This window comes from Pseudooceanicola lipolyticus (assembly GCF_002786325.1).
Classification (GTDB): Bacteria; Pseudomonadota; Alphaproteobacteria; order Rhodobacterales; family Rhodobacteraceae; genus Pseudooceanicola_C; species Pseudooceanicola_C lipolyticus.
This window is the reverse complement of the sequence record NZ_PGTB01000110.1, coordinates 1-14,114: the sequence shown is the minus strand read 5'-3', so window position 1 is coordinate 14,114 and position 14,114 is coordinate 1. Positions and strand designations below refer to the sequence as shown.

The window sequence follows — 14,114 nt, the reverse complement described above, 5'->3', positions numbered from 1 at the left end:
CGGCACGCTGCCGGGATCGCCCAGCGCCAGCGCGGCCAGGAACTGGTCTGCCGCCCCCTGTCCCAGCGGGGTCTGCGCCGCGGTCTCGTAATCGGGCGACAGCAGCGCCACCCGCCAGGCGATGGCGCGGGCGCGGGGATCGTCCAGCACGATGTCGGACAGGCGGCTGGCAAACAGCGTGGCAAAGGGCACTTCCAATTGCGCCGCCTGCATCGCCTCCCAGACCGGCGGCAGCGTCTTGGCCACCGCTTCGGCGCTGCGGTGATCCAGCGCGGTTTCAAAGCGCTGCAGCGCGGTGATGCGGTCCCAGATGCCGCCCGAGGCGGCGGGCGAGCGTTCGGTAAACAGGCCCAGCATCCGGTTGGGGGGCAGCGCGCCGATGCGCGTCAGCCGCTCCGCCGCTTCGACCTGGGCCTTCCAGCCGGCCACGTCGCGCAGATCGGCGGTGGCAAAGGCGCGGGGCAGCGCCGCGGTGGGCAGCGGTTCGCCGATATCCTCGAACATGCGGAAGGTCAGCGGATCGGGTGCATCGGGTGCGCGCAGGGGTGGGGCGTCATCGAAGACCTCGGGCGACAGCAGGCGGTCCAGCAGGGCCAGCCGGTCGGGGGGCAGCAGCTCCAGCGCATGGGCCGCCTCCAGCGTCAGCGCGGCGGTCTCCCAATCGCCCAGGCGCATGTCGCAATAGATCTGCGCGTCGTAATCCGGCTTGAGATGCGGCGCCTCGTCCAGCGCGGCACAGGTTGCCTCTTCATTGCCGGTAAGCAGCGCTGCGTCGAACCAGCGCTGGAAGCGCGCCGGGCTTTTTCGCGGCGCGGCGGCCTCGGCCAGGGATTGCGCCGGGTCGACCGCCCCCAGTTCCAACAGCCGATCCAACCGCGCCAGCAGCAGGGTTTCCTCGGCCCGCACCCCGTCGGGCGGGCGGGTTTCCGACAGCAGCAGCGTATAAAGCAGAGTCTGCATCGCCGGGCTGTCCTGCACCGGCACATCGGCGATCAGCGTCGCCAGCGCGGTGGCGTCGCTGCGGCGCCACAGATCTTCGGGCAGCCCGGTGACCGAGGCCGGCACCAACCCCACCGGATCGGCCAACTGGCGCAGCGGCTGCACCTGGATCTGCGGATGCAGCGCGGTCTTGGTGACCGGCGGCTCCAACAGCACCGGGCCAGAGCGGACCTGCGGCGCGTTTTCACCCAACCATTCGATCGCCGACAACGGCGCCTGGGCCAGCGCGGCGGTGGGGAGGAACAGGGCGAAAACGGCGCAGTCAATCCGCATTCAGCGTCACCGGTTTGCGTATCTCGGTCTGTGGTGCCGAGAAATCGGTCCCGAACCACGGCCCCAGATAGGCATAGCCGACTATGGCGAGAAACGCCAAGCATAGGAGATAGATCACGAACCTGAATAGTCTGCCCATAGCGCCCTCGCTGCCTGCCCGTTATTTTGATTTCAATTATATATGGCCTTTTCTTCAATATCACGTCATTCACTGAAGAATGAGCGGAATTGAGCAGACGGCTTCGCCCAGACAGGCACAGCGCGTGCACGGAAAACTGAAAAAGACCGTCGTAATGGTGGGCATGATGGGGGCGGGCAAAACCGCCGTAGGCCGCGCCTTGGCCGCGCGGTTGAAGGTGCCCTTTATCGACAGCGATCACGAGATCGAGGCCGCCGCCAATATGAGCGTGCCGGAGATTTTTGCCCGCGACGGCGAAGGTTTCTTCCGCCGCAAGGAATCGCAGGTGATCTCGCGCCTGTTGGATGACACGCGCGGGGTGCTGTCGACCGGAGGCGGCGCCTATCTGGCCGAGGCGAATCGGCGGATGATCTCGGACAAGGGGGTTGCGGTCTGGCTGAACGCCGATCCCGCGGTGTTGTGGAGCCGGGTCAAGCACCGCGATACCCGGCCCCTGCTGCGTACCGCCAATCCGCGTCAGACGCTGCAGGATCTCTATGATGATCGCGTCGGGTTCTACGCCCTGGCCGATCTGGAAGTGCGTTCGGACGGCGAGGCCTCGATCGAGCAGATGGTGGATCGGGTGCTGGCGGCGCTGGCCACACGCCCGGATGTTCTGGATATTCAGTGATGCAACAGACCGTTCACGTGCCGCTGGGCGCGCGCAGCTATGATGTGAGGATCGGGCCCGGCCTGCTGGCACAGTCCGGTGCGCTGATCGCGCCGCTGCTGGCACGGCCCAAGGTGACGGTGATCAGCGATGAAACGGTAGCCGGGCTGCATCTTGCGTGCCTGCGCCAGGGGCTGGCAGAGGCGGGCATTACCCTTGAGGCGCTGAGCTTGCCGCCGGGCGAGGCGACCAAAAGCTGGGCGCAGCTGGAGCGCGCGGTGGGCTGGCTGCTGGACCAGAAGGTCGAGCGGCGCGATGTGGTCATCGCCCTGGGCGGCGGGGTGATCGGCGATCTGGTCGGATTTGCCGCCGCGATCCTGCGGCGCGGCGTGCGTTTCGTGCAGGTGCCGACCTCGCTGTTGGCGCAGGTCGACAGTTCGGTGGGCGGCAAGACCGGCATCAATACCGGCCATGGCAAGAACCTGGTCGGCGCCTTTCACCAGCCGGCGCTGGTGCTGGCCGATACCGAGGTTCTGGGCACGCTGACGGCGCGCGATTTCCTCGCCGGCTACGGCGAGGTGGTGAAATACGGGCTGCTGGGCGATGCGGCGTTTTTCGACTGGCTGGAAGATCAGGGGCCAGCGCTGGCGCGCGGCGACATGGCCGCGCGGGTCGCGGCGGTGGCACGGTCGGTGCAGATGAAGGCCGATATCGTGGCCCGCGACGAGACCGAGCAGGGCGACCGCGCGCTGCTGAACCTGGGCCATACCTTCTGTCACGCGCTGGAAGCGGCGACCGGCTATTCCGACCGGCTGCTGCATGGCGAGGGCGTGGCGATCGGCTGTGCGCTGGCCTTCGAGCTGTCGGCGCGGCTGGGACTATGCGCGCAGGAGGCGCCCAGCCGGGTGCGGGCGCATCTGAAGACGATGGGTATGAAGACCGACCTGGCCGACATTCCGGGTGATCTGCCGGGGCCCGAGGCGCTTCTGGAGCTGATGGCGCAGGACAAGAAAGTGGTCGACGGCCAGCTGCGCTTTATCCTCGCACGCGGCATCGGCGAGGCCTTCGTGACCTCGGAGGTGCCGCGCGACAAGGTGCATGCGCTGCTTGAGGATGCGCTGGCACTGCGCTGATTTGTCTGGATCGTTTCGTCCCGGACCCGTTCCGGGACCGCTCCGGTCCGGATCAGGCTGCCCCGATTACCGGCCCTTCAGCACCATCAACTCACCGATATTCTCGCGGGTGACATAGCCGATCATCTCGCCGCCGGCCGCACAGACGGCGACGGCGGGCGCGCCCTTGTGCAGCGCCTCCAGGATGCGTTCCAGGCCGGTGCCCAGCCCGACGCGGGGAATCTCGGTTTCCATGATGGTGTGGACCGGCTGCGTGGCGGATTTGCCTTCGACCGTCGCCTTGAAAATGGCGTTGCGGGTGACGAATCCGGCCAGCGCGCCGTCCTCCTGCAGCACCGGGAATTCATGCTGGGTGGTGCGGATCAGCGCCGCGGCGGCGGCCTCGACACTGTCATCGGGCGCAAGCGACTCGAACCGGGTGATCATCGCGTCGCGCGCCCGCAGCTGCCGCGCGGCCGACCGCATGGCGACGTCCTGGTTTTCACCCCCGGCGGCGATAAAGACGAAGAAGGCGACCAGCACCAGGATGGCGTTGCCGGTGCTGAGCCCGACAAAGGCCAGCAGCACCGCCACGCCCTGGCCGGCATAGCTGGCGATGCGGGTGGCCCTGACCCGGTCCATCCGCAAGCAGAGCAGGGCACGGAACACCCGGCCACCATCCATCGGAAAGGCCGGGATCATGTTGAACAGCGCCAGGATCAGGTTGACGGTGGCCAGCTGGCCAAGGAAACCACCGCTGGACAGCGCGCCATCGCCCAGATCGCCCAGTGCCGCACGGGTGCCGAACAGCAGCGTCAGCACCAGCCAGATCACGATATTCACCGCCGGCCCGGCCAGCGCCACCCAGATCTCGTGCAGCGGGTTTTCCGGCATCCGCTCCAGCCGCGCCAGCCCGCCGATCGGCAGCAGGGTGATATCCGGGGTGCGGATGCCATAGCGCCGCGCCATCAGCGCATGGCCAAATTCATGCGCCACGACGCAGGCAAACAGCGCCAGGATGAACAGCAGGTTGCGCACCGCCGCGGCCGGTCCGGCCTGGGCATAGGCGGCAAAGCCGACCCAGGCCAGCAGCAGGAAAAACGTAAGGTGAATGCGCAGTTCAGAGCCGAACAGCCGGCCCAGCGAGAAAGACCATGTCATGGCCCCAATCTAGGGGCCAATGACCGCTTTCGCCATATCCGTCGGCTTAGAACGGGATCTCGTCGTCCAGATCGCTGGGGGCGGGCGCGCCACGGCCGCTGCCGCCGCCGCCGCTGCCATAGCGGTCATCCGGCGGGCCGCTTTCATAGCCGCCGCCATACCCGCCACCACCGCCGCCGCCGCCATAGCCGCCGCCGCCTTCGCCACGCGCGTCAAGCAGGGTGAGTTCGCCTCGATAGGGGCGCAGCACAACCTCGGTCGAATAGCGGTCCTGACCGGACTGGTCCTGCCATTTGCGGGTTTCCAGCTGGCCCTCGATATAAACCTTCGAGCCCTTCTTGAGATATTGCTCGGCAATGCGGGCCAGCGGCTCGGAGAAGATCGCGACCGAGTGCCATTCGGTGCGTTCGCGCCGTTCGCCGGTGTTGCGGTCCTTCCAGGTTTCAGAGGTGGCGATGCGCAGGTTGCACACCTTGCCGCCATTCTGGAAGGTGCGCACCTCGGGATCGCGCCCCAGATTGCCGATGATTATAACCTTGTTGACCGAACCTGCCATATCGCTCCCCGTGCTGAGATCTGGTTGCGCTCCCGAATCCCCTGATCCGGTCCGCGTGACACTATACGTCCGCGCCGGAGGTTGAAACATGGTTAACCTGATTGTCCAACGGTTCTGGCCTTTTGCAGGTGATCGGATATAGTGCGCGCCGGAACGGGCAAGGGACAGGAGCGCGGAACCGTATGCGCGGTATCGGGTTTGTTTTGACGGCAGTTGCCGCAGTCAGTCTTGCTGCACCTGCCGGGGCCGACATGTTTTCCACCCGGAATCAGCGCAAGCTGTTCAAGTCGCAGACCCGGTTGCTGGACACCCGCGCGGCGCAGCAATATTCCAATTCGGTCCGGTTGCAGCCGCCGACGGTGTACACGCCCAGCAAATATCCCGACGCGCCCTACACCTCGTCCTATCAGGGTGAGTATCTTGAGATGGCGCGCGATGCGGCGCGCAAGCATAACGTGCCCGAAGATCTGTTTGCCCGCCTGGTGCAGCAGGAATCGGCCTGGAACCCGACGGCCAAATCCCACAAGGGCGCGCTGGGCCTGGCGCAGTTGATGCCGGAAACCGCGCGGCGGCTGGGGGTCGATCCGCATGATCCGCTGCAAAACCTGGAAGGCGGCGCGCGTTACCTGGCGATGCAGTTCCGCCGGTTCGGCTCGTGGCGGCTGGCGCTGGCCGCCTATAATGCCGGCCCCGAGGCGGTGACCAAATATGGCGGCGTGCCGCCCTATAAGGAAACCATGAATTACGTGCGCCGCATCTGGGGCAGCTAGCGCCTCTTACGGCGGCGGCATCACCGCCGGTCTTGGGCAATTCACAACACTCCCAACAGCTTATGCAACCGGCCGGTGCGGCAGGCGCGGGGCGTTTCGGCGGGAACCGTAGGGCCGGATCGGGCGTTACGCTCCCACACCACGCCTCTGGCCCCATGCGCAGATCCTGCGCCCGGAGGCAGAAAAGGAGATTGAGATGATGACCCGCAACTTCGTGCTTTCCGCCGCCGCCACGGCCAGCGCAGCCCTGCTGGCCACGCAGGTTTGGGCCGCTGAACCGACGATCAAGGAAGTGACGGTGAATACCGACTATTCCAGCCTGAAGGAGTCCAACGCGCAGTCCTATTATCCGGAACTGTCGCAGGATCTGCTGGAAGCGATCCTTGAACGCATTTCCCTGACCGACGAGGTCGAAGGCTATGTGATCGACGTGAATATCCAGAGCGTCAGCCTGGACGGCGACACCATGCTGCCGGATTCGGCCGAGTTCAACCAGATGGAAGGGGTGATGAGCCTGCAAAGCCCGATGACCAACGCCAACACCGAAAGCTATCCGATCAAGATCAAGGCGCATTCGGCTGAGGCCGCGGTGCCCGAGGGCTATGTTGGCGTCGCCCCGTCGACCGATGATTTCTACAACGCCATGATCGCCGGCTTTGCCGATGTCGTGGCCGAGGAATTGCCGGAACGGATGAGAGAATCGGGGTCGAAGTAACCCCTGTCCCCGCAGACGCGGCCCGCCTTTCGGCGGGCCGTTTTTCGTTGGGCCGCTATTCCGCCGCGATCTGGATCACCGGCTCCATCGTGGCGAATTGCTCGTCGCTCAGGTGGCACTTGATCTGGTGGCCGGAAAAATCGCGCATCGGCGGCACCTGGGTTTCGCACAGGTTGCCCGGCACCTGCGACTTCCAGCGGCAGCGGGTCTGGAACGGGCAGCCCGGCGGCGGGTTCATCGCCGATGGGATATCGCCCTCCAGCACGATTTCCTTCTTGCGTACCGAGGTGTCGGCAATCGGCACCGCCGACAGCAGCGCTTCGGTATAGGGGTGATAGGGCGGCGAAAACACCTCTTCGGTGGTGCCCAGTTCCACCACATGGCCCAGATACATCACCATCACCCGGTCCGACAGGTAGCGCACGATGCTGAGGTCGTGGCTGATGAACAGCAGCGTGGTCTTTTCGTTGCGCTGGATTTCCATCAGCAGATCCGTGACCGCCGCCTGAACGCTGACATCCAGCGCCGAAACCGGCTCGTCCGCCACCACGATCCGGGCGCCGCCGGCAAAGGCGCGGGCGATGCCGACCCGCTGTTTCTGCCCGCCCGAGAGTTGCCGCGGCATCCGCTCGGCAAAGGCGCGGGGCAGTTTCACCAGATCCAGCAGTTCCAGCATCCGCTTGCGGCGGTCGGCCTCGGTCTTGCCGACGCCGAAGATTTCCAGCGCCCGGATGATCTGGCGGCCCACGCTCATCGACGGGTTCAGCGTGTCGAACGGGTTCTGAAACACCATCTGCACCTCGCCCACGGTTTTGGCGTCGCGCTTTTCGATCGGCACCTGTTCGATGTTGCGGTTGTCCAGCAGGATCTGCCCGTCGGTGGCGGTTTCCAGACCCATCAGCACCTTGGCAAAGGTGGATTTGCCGCAGCCGGATTCGCCGACGATGGCCAGGGTTTCGGATTCGCGCGCCTCGAAAGACAGGGTTTCGTTGGCCTTCACCACCTTGGTATGGCCACCGCCGAACAGCGCGTTGGCGGCCACCTCGTAATATTTCTTCAGCTGGTCCATCTTCAGGACCACCTTGCCGATCTCGGCTTTCTGCTTGACCTCGGCGACCTCCATCGGCGCGTTCCAGTCGATTTCCTTGTAGCGGAGACAGCGGGTGTGGTGGCGTTCGTTGCCTTCGATCTCGAACATCGGGATGTCCTTGACGTCGCAGCGTCCGGCCTCGAAATAATCGCAGCGCGGGCCGAAATTGCAGCCGTTGGGGCGTTCGTGGGGCAGGGGGAAATTCCCCGGAATCGCCTTTAGCGGCCGCGCGGTCTTGTCCGCGCCCGGCAGCGGGATCGAGCGGAACAGCGCCTGGGTATAGGGGTGTTGCATCCGGTCGAACACATCCTCGATCGAGCCGCGTTCAACCGCCTCGCCGGAATACATCACGCAGATGCGGTCACAGGTTTCCAGCACCAGCCCCAGATTGTGCGAGATGAACAGCATCGAGGTGCCGTATTTCTCGCCCAGTTCCTTGACCAGCTGCACCACCGCCGCCTCGACGGTGACGTCCAGCGCGGTGGTCGGCTCGTCCAGGATCAGCAGCGCCGGTTCGCTCATCAGCGCCATGGCGATGACGATGCGCTGCTGCTGTCCGCCCGACAGCTGGTGCGGAAACGAGTTCAGCATCCGCTTGGGATCGGGCAGTTTCACATCCGTCACCACCTGCAGCGCCCGCTGATAGGCCGCCTTTTCCGACAGGCCCTGGTGGATCATCGGCACTTCCATCAGCTGTTTGCCGATCTTCATGGCCGGGTTCAGCGAGGCCATCGGCTCCTGATAGATCATCGCGATCTGCGAGCCGCGAATGTCGCGCAGTTCGGCCTCGCTCATCGCGCCCAGGTCGCGGCCCTTGAACTTGATCGACCCGCCGACAACGCGGCCGTTCTTGCCGAGGTCCTGCATCACTCCCAGCGCCACGGTGGATTTGCCGCAGCCGGATTCGCCCACCAGCCCCACCGCCTCGCCGGGCTGCACCGTGACCGAGAAATCCATCACCGCCGGGATTTCCCTGAGCCGGGTGAAAAACGAGATCGACAGCTTGTCTATTTCCAGGATCGGGCCGTCATAGTCCCATTTCGCCATGTCACACTCCCGTCGGGGCTGGGAAAAGTCGGGGCTTTTCCTCTTGCTTCAAATGTTCCGGGGGTCCGGGGGCCGAGCCCCCGGCGCTTGCCGCCCCGTTAATCGCGCAAACTCTCCTCGCGCAGCCCATCGGCCAGCAGGTTCAGACCCAGCACCAGGCTCAGCAGCGCGATCGCCGGAGGCAGGGCGGGGTGCAGGTAGATCGACAACAGCTTGCGGCCTTCGTTGATGGTCGAGCCCCAGTCGGGGCTTTCCGGCGGCAGGCCCAGCCCGAAGAAGCCGAGGGTGCCCAGCAGGATGGTGGTATAGCCGATGCGCAGGCAGAAATCGACGATCAGCGGGCCCCGCGCATTGGGCAGGATTTCCCACAGCATGATATACCAGGCGCCTTCGCCACGGGTCTGGGCGGCGGCGACATAGTCGCGGGTCTTGATGTCCATGGTCAGGCCCCGGACAATCCGGAACACGGTGGGCGAATTGACGAAGACCACCGAGACGAAGACCACCAGGATGCCGCCGGGCACGTCGAAGGGATCCAGCGGCCAGAAGCGGATCTTGGAACCCGGCGCATCGGAGTTGATCGCCGCGGCATAGATCAGGAACAGCGGGATCAGCACCACCGCCAGCCAGAGGTAATCCTTGTTCGGCTGGCTGCGGAACCGGGAATGGATCAACACGCCAAAGAACACCAGCGGGAAGGCAAACAGGAACAGCGCCATATATTGCGGCAGGCCGGTGGCGACGATCTCGGGGGTGACCAGCAGGTAGAACAGCAGGATGACCGGGAAGGCCAGGATCAGGTTGGCGACAAAGCTGAGCGTGGTGTCCAGCCGTTGGCCGTAATAGCCCGCCGGCAGGCCCAGGGTGATGCCGACCATGAAGGCGACGACAGTGGCCAATGGGGCGTATTTGATCACCTCCCAGCTGCCCGAGACCATGCGGCTGAACACGTCGCGGGCCAGGTTGTCGCCGCCCAGCAGGTACCAACCGTATTCGCCCGCCTCGGGCGCGGGCAGCGGCGTGCCGGGCACCTTGTTCTTCATCCCCGAGATCTGTGCCAGCGGGTCGTGGGTGGCGATCATGTCGAAGGCGCCGAAGATGCCGGTGAAGACCCAGAACATCACCAGGCCGAAGCCGATCATGCCGATCGGGCTGTCGAACAGTTTGCCATAAAGGCCCAGCCGACGGCGGAAGCTGAACGAGGCGGAGAACAGCACCGCCAAGGCGATCCAGACCGGAATGAACTGGTACAGGATGCGTCCGGCGATCTGGGCTGTGGTGAGGGGTTCCATGGCTCAGCTCTTCCTCATGAGATCCGGATGCGGGGGTTCAGGTAGACATAGCCGATGTCGGAGATGAGCTGGGTGACCAGCACCACCACCACCGACACCACCGAGACCGCCAGCAGCAGTTCGATATCGTTGTTGCCGGCGGCCTGCACCAGCGTCCAGCCGAAGCCCTTGTAGTTGAACAGCGTCTCGACAATCACCACGCCGTTCAGCAGCCAGGGCACTTGCAGCAGGATCACCGTAAACGGCGCGATCAGCGCGTTGCGCAGCGCGTGTTTCAGCACGATGTTGGAGAATTTCACCCCCTTGAGCCGGGCGGTGCGGATATATTGCGCCGTCATCACCTCGGTCATCGAGGCGCGGGTCATGCGGGCGATATAGCCCATGCCGTACAGCGAGATGGTCAGCACCGGCAGGAAGAAGTTTTCGAAATTGGCATCCTCCATGGCGCTGGTCGCGGTGCCCTTGAACCATTTCAGCCCGACGGTGGATGAGGTGAAGACCGCGATGAAGATCACCCCCGAGACATATTCGGGCGTTGCCGTGGTGATGATCGAAAAGGTCGACAGCGTGCGGTCGGTGGTCGAACCTTCGCGCATCCCCGCCAGCACGCCGACCAGCAGCGCCGAGGGCACCATCAGCACCAGCACCCAGAACATCAGCTTGCCGGTCAGGCCCAGCCGGGTGCCGATAATGCCGGAGACCTCGTCGCGGAACACGGTGGAATAGCCCCAGTCGCCCTGCAGGATGCCGCAGAAGCGCGGCGCCTGGGCCGCCTCTTCGGGGGTCGCGGTGCCGTCGATGCAGCGCCCGGTGATGCCGCCTTCGGTTTCCAGCGTCCAGCCCGGGAGCACGCCCAGCCACTGGCCGTATTTCACCGGCAGCGGCTGCAAATAGCCTTCGCGGGTCAGCCAGCTGGCCACGGCCTCGTCCGACATGCGGAAGTTGCCCTGCGTCTTGGCGAGTTTTTCAAGGTTGGGGTAGAGGTTGGTCAGAAAGAACACGATGAAGGTGAGGCACAGCGCCGTCAGCACCATCACGCCGGTTCTGCGCAGGATGAACAGTCCCATTTGACCCCCTGTCGGTCATTTCCGGACCCTTGTTATGCGGGTCCCTTGGTGTTCCGCCCGCGTTTTCCCTGCGGGTCGGAAAGCCGCCCCCCGAGAGGGAGGCGGCGCTTTGGCCTGCCGCCTAGGCGGCGACGGCCCATTTATAGTGGTGGTGTTCGTAGGTGATATGCTGGCCGATATCGACAAAGCCGGGCCGGTAATGCCGGTAGATCGACCGCCAATAGGGCTGGATGGTGACACCCTCGTCCTGGATCAGCGCCGCGCCGCGGGCGACCACTTCGCGCCGCTTGTCGGCATCGGCGATGGCCAGCGCCTCTTCGAGGATGGCGTCGAATTCGGCATTCGACCAGCCGAATTCGTTCCACGCCTCGCCGGTGCGATAGGCCAGCGCCCAGATCTGCACCGCCAGCGGCCGGTGGTTCCAGTTGGTCGAGCTGAACGGGTATTTGGTCCAGTCGTTCCAGAAGGTCGAACCCGGCAGCACGGTGCGTTTCACCTTGAAGCCGGCATCGCGCAGCTGGGCGGCGACGGCATCGGTGGTGTTCTTGCGCCAGTCATCGTCGATCGAGATGATTTCATGTTCGAAATCCATCATCCCGGCCTCTTCCATCAGCGCCTTGGCCGCGGCCGGATCGGCCGAACGCGGTGGCAGTTCGGCATAGTCGGGATGTACCGGCGAGACATGGTGGTTTTCCGCCGGTTCGCCGCGGTTGCCATAGCCCAGTTCCAGGCAGACGGCATTGTCGACCGCCATGGTGATGGCCTGGCGCACCCGCTTGTCGGCATAGGGCTGCGCGCCGTCGATCTCGGCCAGCTGGTTGGGCCGGATTACCAGAGTCGCGGCGGTCACGACTTCGGACTGTTCCAGCCCGATATCGTTCATGATGTCGATGAATTCGCCCACCGATTCATAAAGCGCGTCGACCTCTTCGGATTCGATCGCCGCCAGCCAGGCCGCCGGGTCGGTGCCGTAGTCGATATATTCGATCGTATCCAGATAGGGGCCGCCATAGACCTCGGTGCCCCACCAGGTGAAATCCGGCACCCGCTGCAGCGTCGCCTTCACCCCGACTTCCATCTCGGTCAGCATATAGGGGCCGGTGCCGATCAGGTCATTGGGGCTGGACGGATCATAGCTGGCATGCACCACGGCGGCCGGGTAGTCGGCAAAGCCGGGGATGATCGAGATGTCGGGCGTGGAGGTCTTCAGCACCACGGTCATCGGGTCGACCACGGTGATTGCGCCCTCGCGCGCCTTGCCGGTTGCCTCGTCCACCAGCGATCCGACGCGGGCGGCCATCGAGTTGCCCTCGACATCCTTTTCGCACCAGCGGGTGATGTTGCGGGCCACGTCCTCGGCGGTGAACTCATCGCCATTGTGCCATTTCACGCCGGGCCGCACCTTGAGGGTGTATTCGGTCGCGTCCGAATTCGCCTCCCAGCTTTCCAGCAGCATGCCCCGGAACGAGCCGTCATTGTTATATTCCACCAGGTATTCGCAGGCACCGCGCGTCACATTGGCGATTTCCGACCAGTCGGCGGTGCGGGTGTCTTTCAGCGCCTTCACCAGCATCTGCATCCGCAGCGTGCCGCCTTCGGCCGGGGCACCCTGGGCGTGGGCCGCGGGGGCGCCGAGGCCAGCCAGGCCATAGGCGGTCGCGGCGCTGACCCCCAACAGGGTGGCGCGGGCGAGGAATTCGCGGCGGCTGATCTTGCCCTCGCGGTATTCCTGGGCGTGCATCCGGGCAGCCCAATGCACCGGATTACCCGTCAAGCTGTCTTCCTTCATCGATATCTCCCATGTTGCGGCGCGTTATAATTTTGCCAGTGCTGTCGGCCGGACCGGCGCCGCTAACGTTCCGGATGGTCCAAGGCATTGAATGTCGAGCATTCCCATTGGTGTATTCCGCACGAGATTGACCGACAGGTCAATCTTCGCTTTCGCCGTTTCATGTAAAAAAACCGACATTGATCAGGTTGAAAAACGACCTGTTCACAATAGTGTTAAGGGTTTATGCGGGATCGAACGTCTTTTGCCGCCTTACGCAGGGCGGTGGGGGTGCGGCCGGTATGCTGCTGGATGAACCGGGTGAAATAGGCCGCACTGCCAAATCCCAGTTGGCTGGCGACCTGCTGTATCGGCAGATCGGTTTCGGTCAGGTCGCTGCGGGCCCGATGCAAAACCCGTTCCGACAACAAGGCCGCGGCGGTACGTCCGGTCTCGGCCTTGCAGACGCGGGTCAGATGCGTCGGGGTGACCCCCAGCGCCTCGGCATGATCGGCCATGCTGCCGCCATCGGTATAATGCGAGGCGAGGCGGGCAAAATAGCCCCGCATCAGCCGCCGCGCCGCGGTTTGCGCCTGGCCGCGCGGATCGTTCTCGGGCGCGTGGCGGCGCAGCCAGATCGCGGCCAGCGCGGCATGGGCGGCCATGGCGCTCTGGCTGTAGGCGCGGCCGCCATTCTGCTCGCGGCCCAGCGCCTCGAAAATGGTGGTCAGCTCGTTCTGGGCCATCACGTCGCGGATCCGCAGATGCAGCACCGTGGTGGGCAGCGTCTGGTCCGGCGGATCGGGCAGGATCAGCGCCTGGCCGAAGCCCTGCCGCCCCAGGTCCAGCGCCATCAGATTGCCCGCCGGCACGAACAGGGCATTATGCGCCCCGACCCCACGGCGGGCGCCGTCCAGCAGCGCCAGCCCCTGGCCGCGGGTGATCCAGATCAGCAGCGACACCGGCCGGTCATGCACCAGATCCAGTTGCCAGGCACCCGACGCCGCCAGTTGCGCCAGCGTCAGCAGGCGATAGCTGTCGCGCGCGGGGTTGATCAGCAGCATGGGTTCGCTTTTGGCATGGAATCCCTCACCATTCGCTGCGAGACCTGCCAGCTATGTCGCGAATTTGCAAACGGGTGCTGTCACTCCAGCGGGTGAATTCGGTGCCAGTGCCGCATTTTCGAGCGGAACCAGGTGCGCTGACGCTTGGCAAACTGGCGCGTAGACACGGTTGCGCGGTCGCGTGCCACCGCAAGCGGAATTTCGCCGTTCAGATGCGCCACCAGTTCCGGCACGCCGATGGCGCGGAAGGCCGGGCGCGCCGGGTCGTGATGCGGCAGCATTGCTGCCACCTCGTCCAGCGCGCCGGCGGCCAGCATCGCGTCGAAGCGGCGGGCGATGCGCGGTGTCAGCCAGTCCTTCGGCGCGTCGAACAGCAGCGGTGTCACCCGGTCCAGCGGCAGCGGTGGCGGCG

At 64.9% G+C, this 14,114-nt stretch carries 13 protein-coding genes and 1 pseudogene; 4 read left to right on the top strand and 10 right to left on the bottom strand.

Annotated elements, in window-relative coordinates; all coding sequences use genetic code 11:
• Positions 1-1,272: hypothetical protein (locus tag CVM52_RS18605; RefSeq protein ID WP_100163937.1), on the bottom strand; the 1,272-nt coding region annotated here is incomplete at its 3' end.
• A complete protein-coding gene (locus CVM52_RS27030) occupies positions 1,262-1,411 on the bottom strand; it encodes a hypothetical protein (RefSeq protein ID WP_172721041.1) in 150 nt (49 codons plus the stop codon). The genes CVM52_RS27030 and CVM52_RS18605, both read right to left, overlap by 11 nt.
• A 79-nt stretch (positions 1,412-1,490) precedes the next feature.
• On the opposite strand from CVM52_RS27030, the gene CVM52_RS18600 reads away from it, so the two are divergent.
• Complete coding sequence (locus CVM52_RS18600) at positions 1,491-2,081, top strand: shikimate kinase (RefSeq protein WP_100163936.1); 591 nt, start codon at positions 1,491-1,493, stop codon at positions 2,079-2,081.
• Positions 2,081-3,193, top strand: a complete 1,113-nt coding sequence (gene aroB / locus CVM52_RS18595) for a 3-dehydroquinate synthase (RefSeq protein WP_100163935.1) — start codon at positions 2,081-2,083, stop codon at positions 3,191-3,193. The genes CVM52_RS18600 and aroB overlap by 1 nt, the downstream gene beginning before the upstream one ends.
• 66 nt (positions 3,194-3,259) lie before the next feature.
• Here aroB and CVM52_RS18590 read toward each other — a convergent pair whose 3' ends face one another.
• Positions 3,260-4,333 (bottom strand): site-2 protease family protein, encoded by a 1,074-nt coding sequence (locus tag CVM52_RS18590; protein WP_100163934.1) that lies wholly within the window; start codon positions 4,331-4,333, stop codon positions 3,260-3,262.
• Between the two features lie 46 nt (positions 4,334-4,379).
• A complete protein-coding gene (gene ssb, locus CVM52_RS18585; RefSeq protein WP_100163933.1) occupies positions 4,380-4,889 on the bottom strand; it encodes a single-stranded DNA-binding protein in 510 nt (169 codons plus the stop codon).
• A gap of 182 nt (positions 4,890-5,071) precedes the next feature.
• Between ssb and CVM52_RS18580 the strand changes: the two genes are divergently transcribed.
• The gene (locus CVM52_RS18580) at positions 5,072-5,659 is read left to right on the top strand and encodes a lytic transglycosylase domain-containing protein (protein ID WP_100163932.1); all 588 of its coding nucleotides are present in this window, start codon (positions 5,072-5,074) and stop codon (positions 5,657-5,659) included.
• Positions 5,660-5,855: 196 nt separating this feature from the next.
• Entirely contained in the window at positions 5,856-6,374 is a 519-nt protein-coding gene (locus CVM52_RS18575; RefSeq protein WP_100163931.1) for a hypothetical protein, read from the top strand.
• A gap of 55 nt (positions 6,375-6,429) precedes the next feature.
• On the opposite strand, the gene CVM52_RS18570 is transcribed toward CVM52_RS18575, so the two are convergent.
• From CVM52_RS18570 to CVM52_RS18545, 6 genes and pseudogenes are all read right to left on the bottom strand, one after another.
• A complete protein-coding gene (locus CVM52_RS18570) occupies positions 6,430-8,511 on the bottom strand; it encodes a dipeptide ABC transporter ATP-binding protein (RefSeq protein WP_100163930.1) in 2,082 nt (693 codons plus the stop codon).
• Between the two features lie 98 nt (positions 8,512-8,609).
• The gene (locus CVM52_RS18565) at positions 8,610-9,803 is read right to left on the bottom strand and encodes an ABC transporter permease (RefSeq protein WP_100163929.1); all 1,194 of its coding nucleotides are present in this window, start codon (positions 9,801-9,803) and stop codon (positions 8,610-8,612) included.
• A gap of 14 nt (positions 9,804-9,817) precedes the next feature.
• Entirely contained in the window at positions 9,818-10,870 is a 1,053-nt protein-coding gene (locus CVM52_RS18560) for an ABC transporter permease (RefSeq protein ID WP_100163928.1), read from the bottom strand.
• Between the two features lie 121 nt (positions 10,871-10,991).
• Positions 10,992-12,659 carry an ABC transporter substrate-binding protein gene (locus CVM52_RS18555; RefSeq protein WP_100163927.1) on the bottom strand — a complete coding sequence of 556 codons (1,668 nt, stop codon included), beginning with the start codon at positions 12,657-12,659 and terminating at the stop codon, positions 10,992-10,994.
• A 215-nt stretch (positions 12,660-12,874) separates the two neighbouring features.
• The gene (locus CVM52_RS18550) at positions 12,875-13,702 is read right to left on the bottom strand and encodes a helix-turn-helix transcriptional regulator (protein ID WP_100163926.1); all 828 of its coding nucleotides are present in this window, start codon (positions 13,700-13,702) and stop codon (positions 12,875-12,877) included.
• A gap of 80 nt (positions 13,703-13,782) precedes the next feature.
• Positions 13,783-14,114, bottom strand: a pseudogene (locus CVM52_RS18545) (tRNA dimethylallyltransferase); the annotation flags it as partial.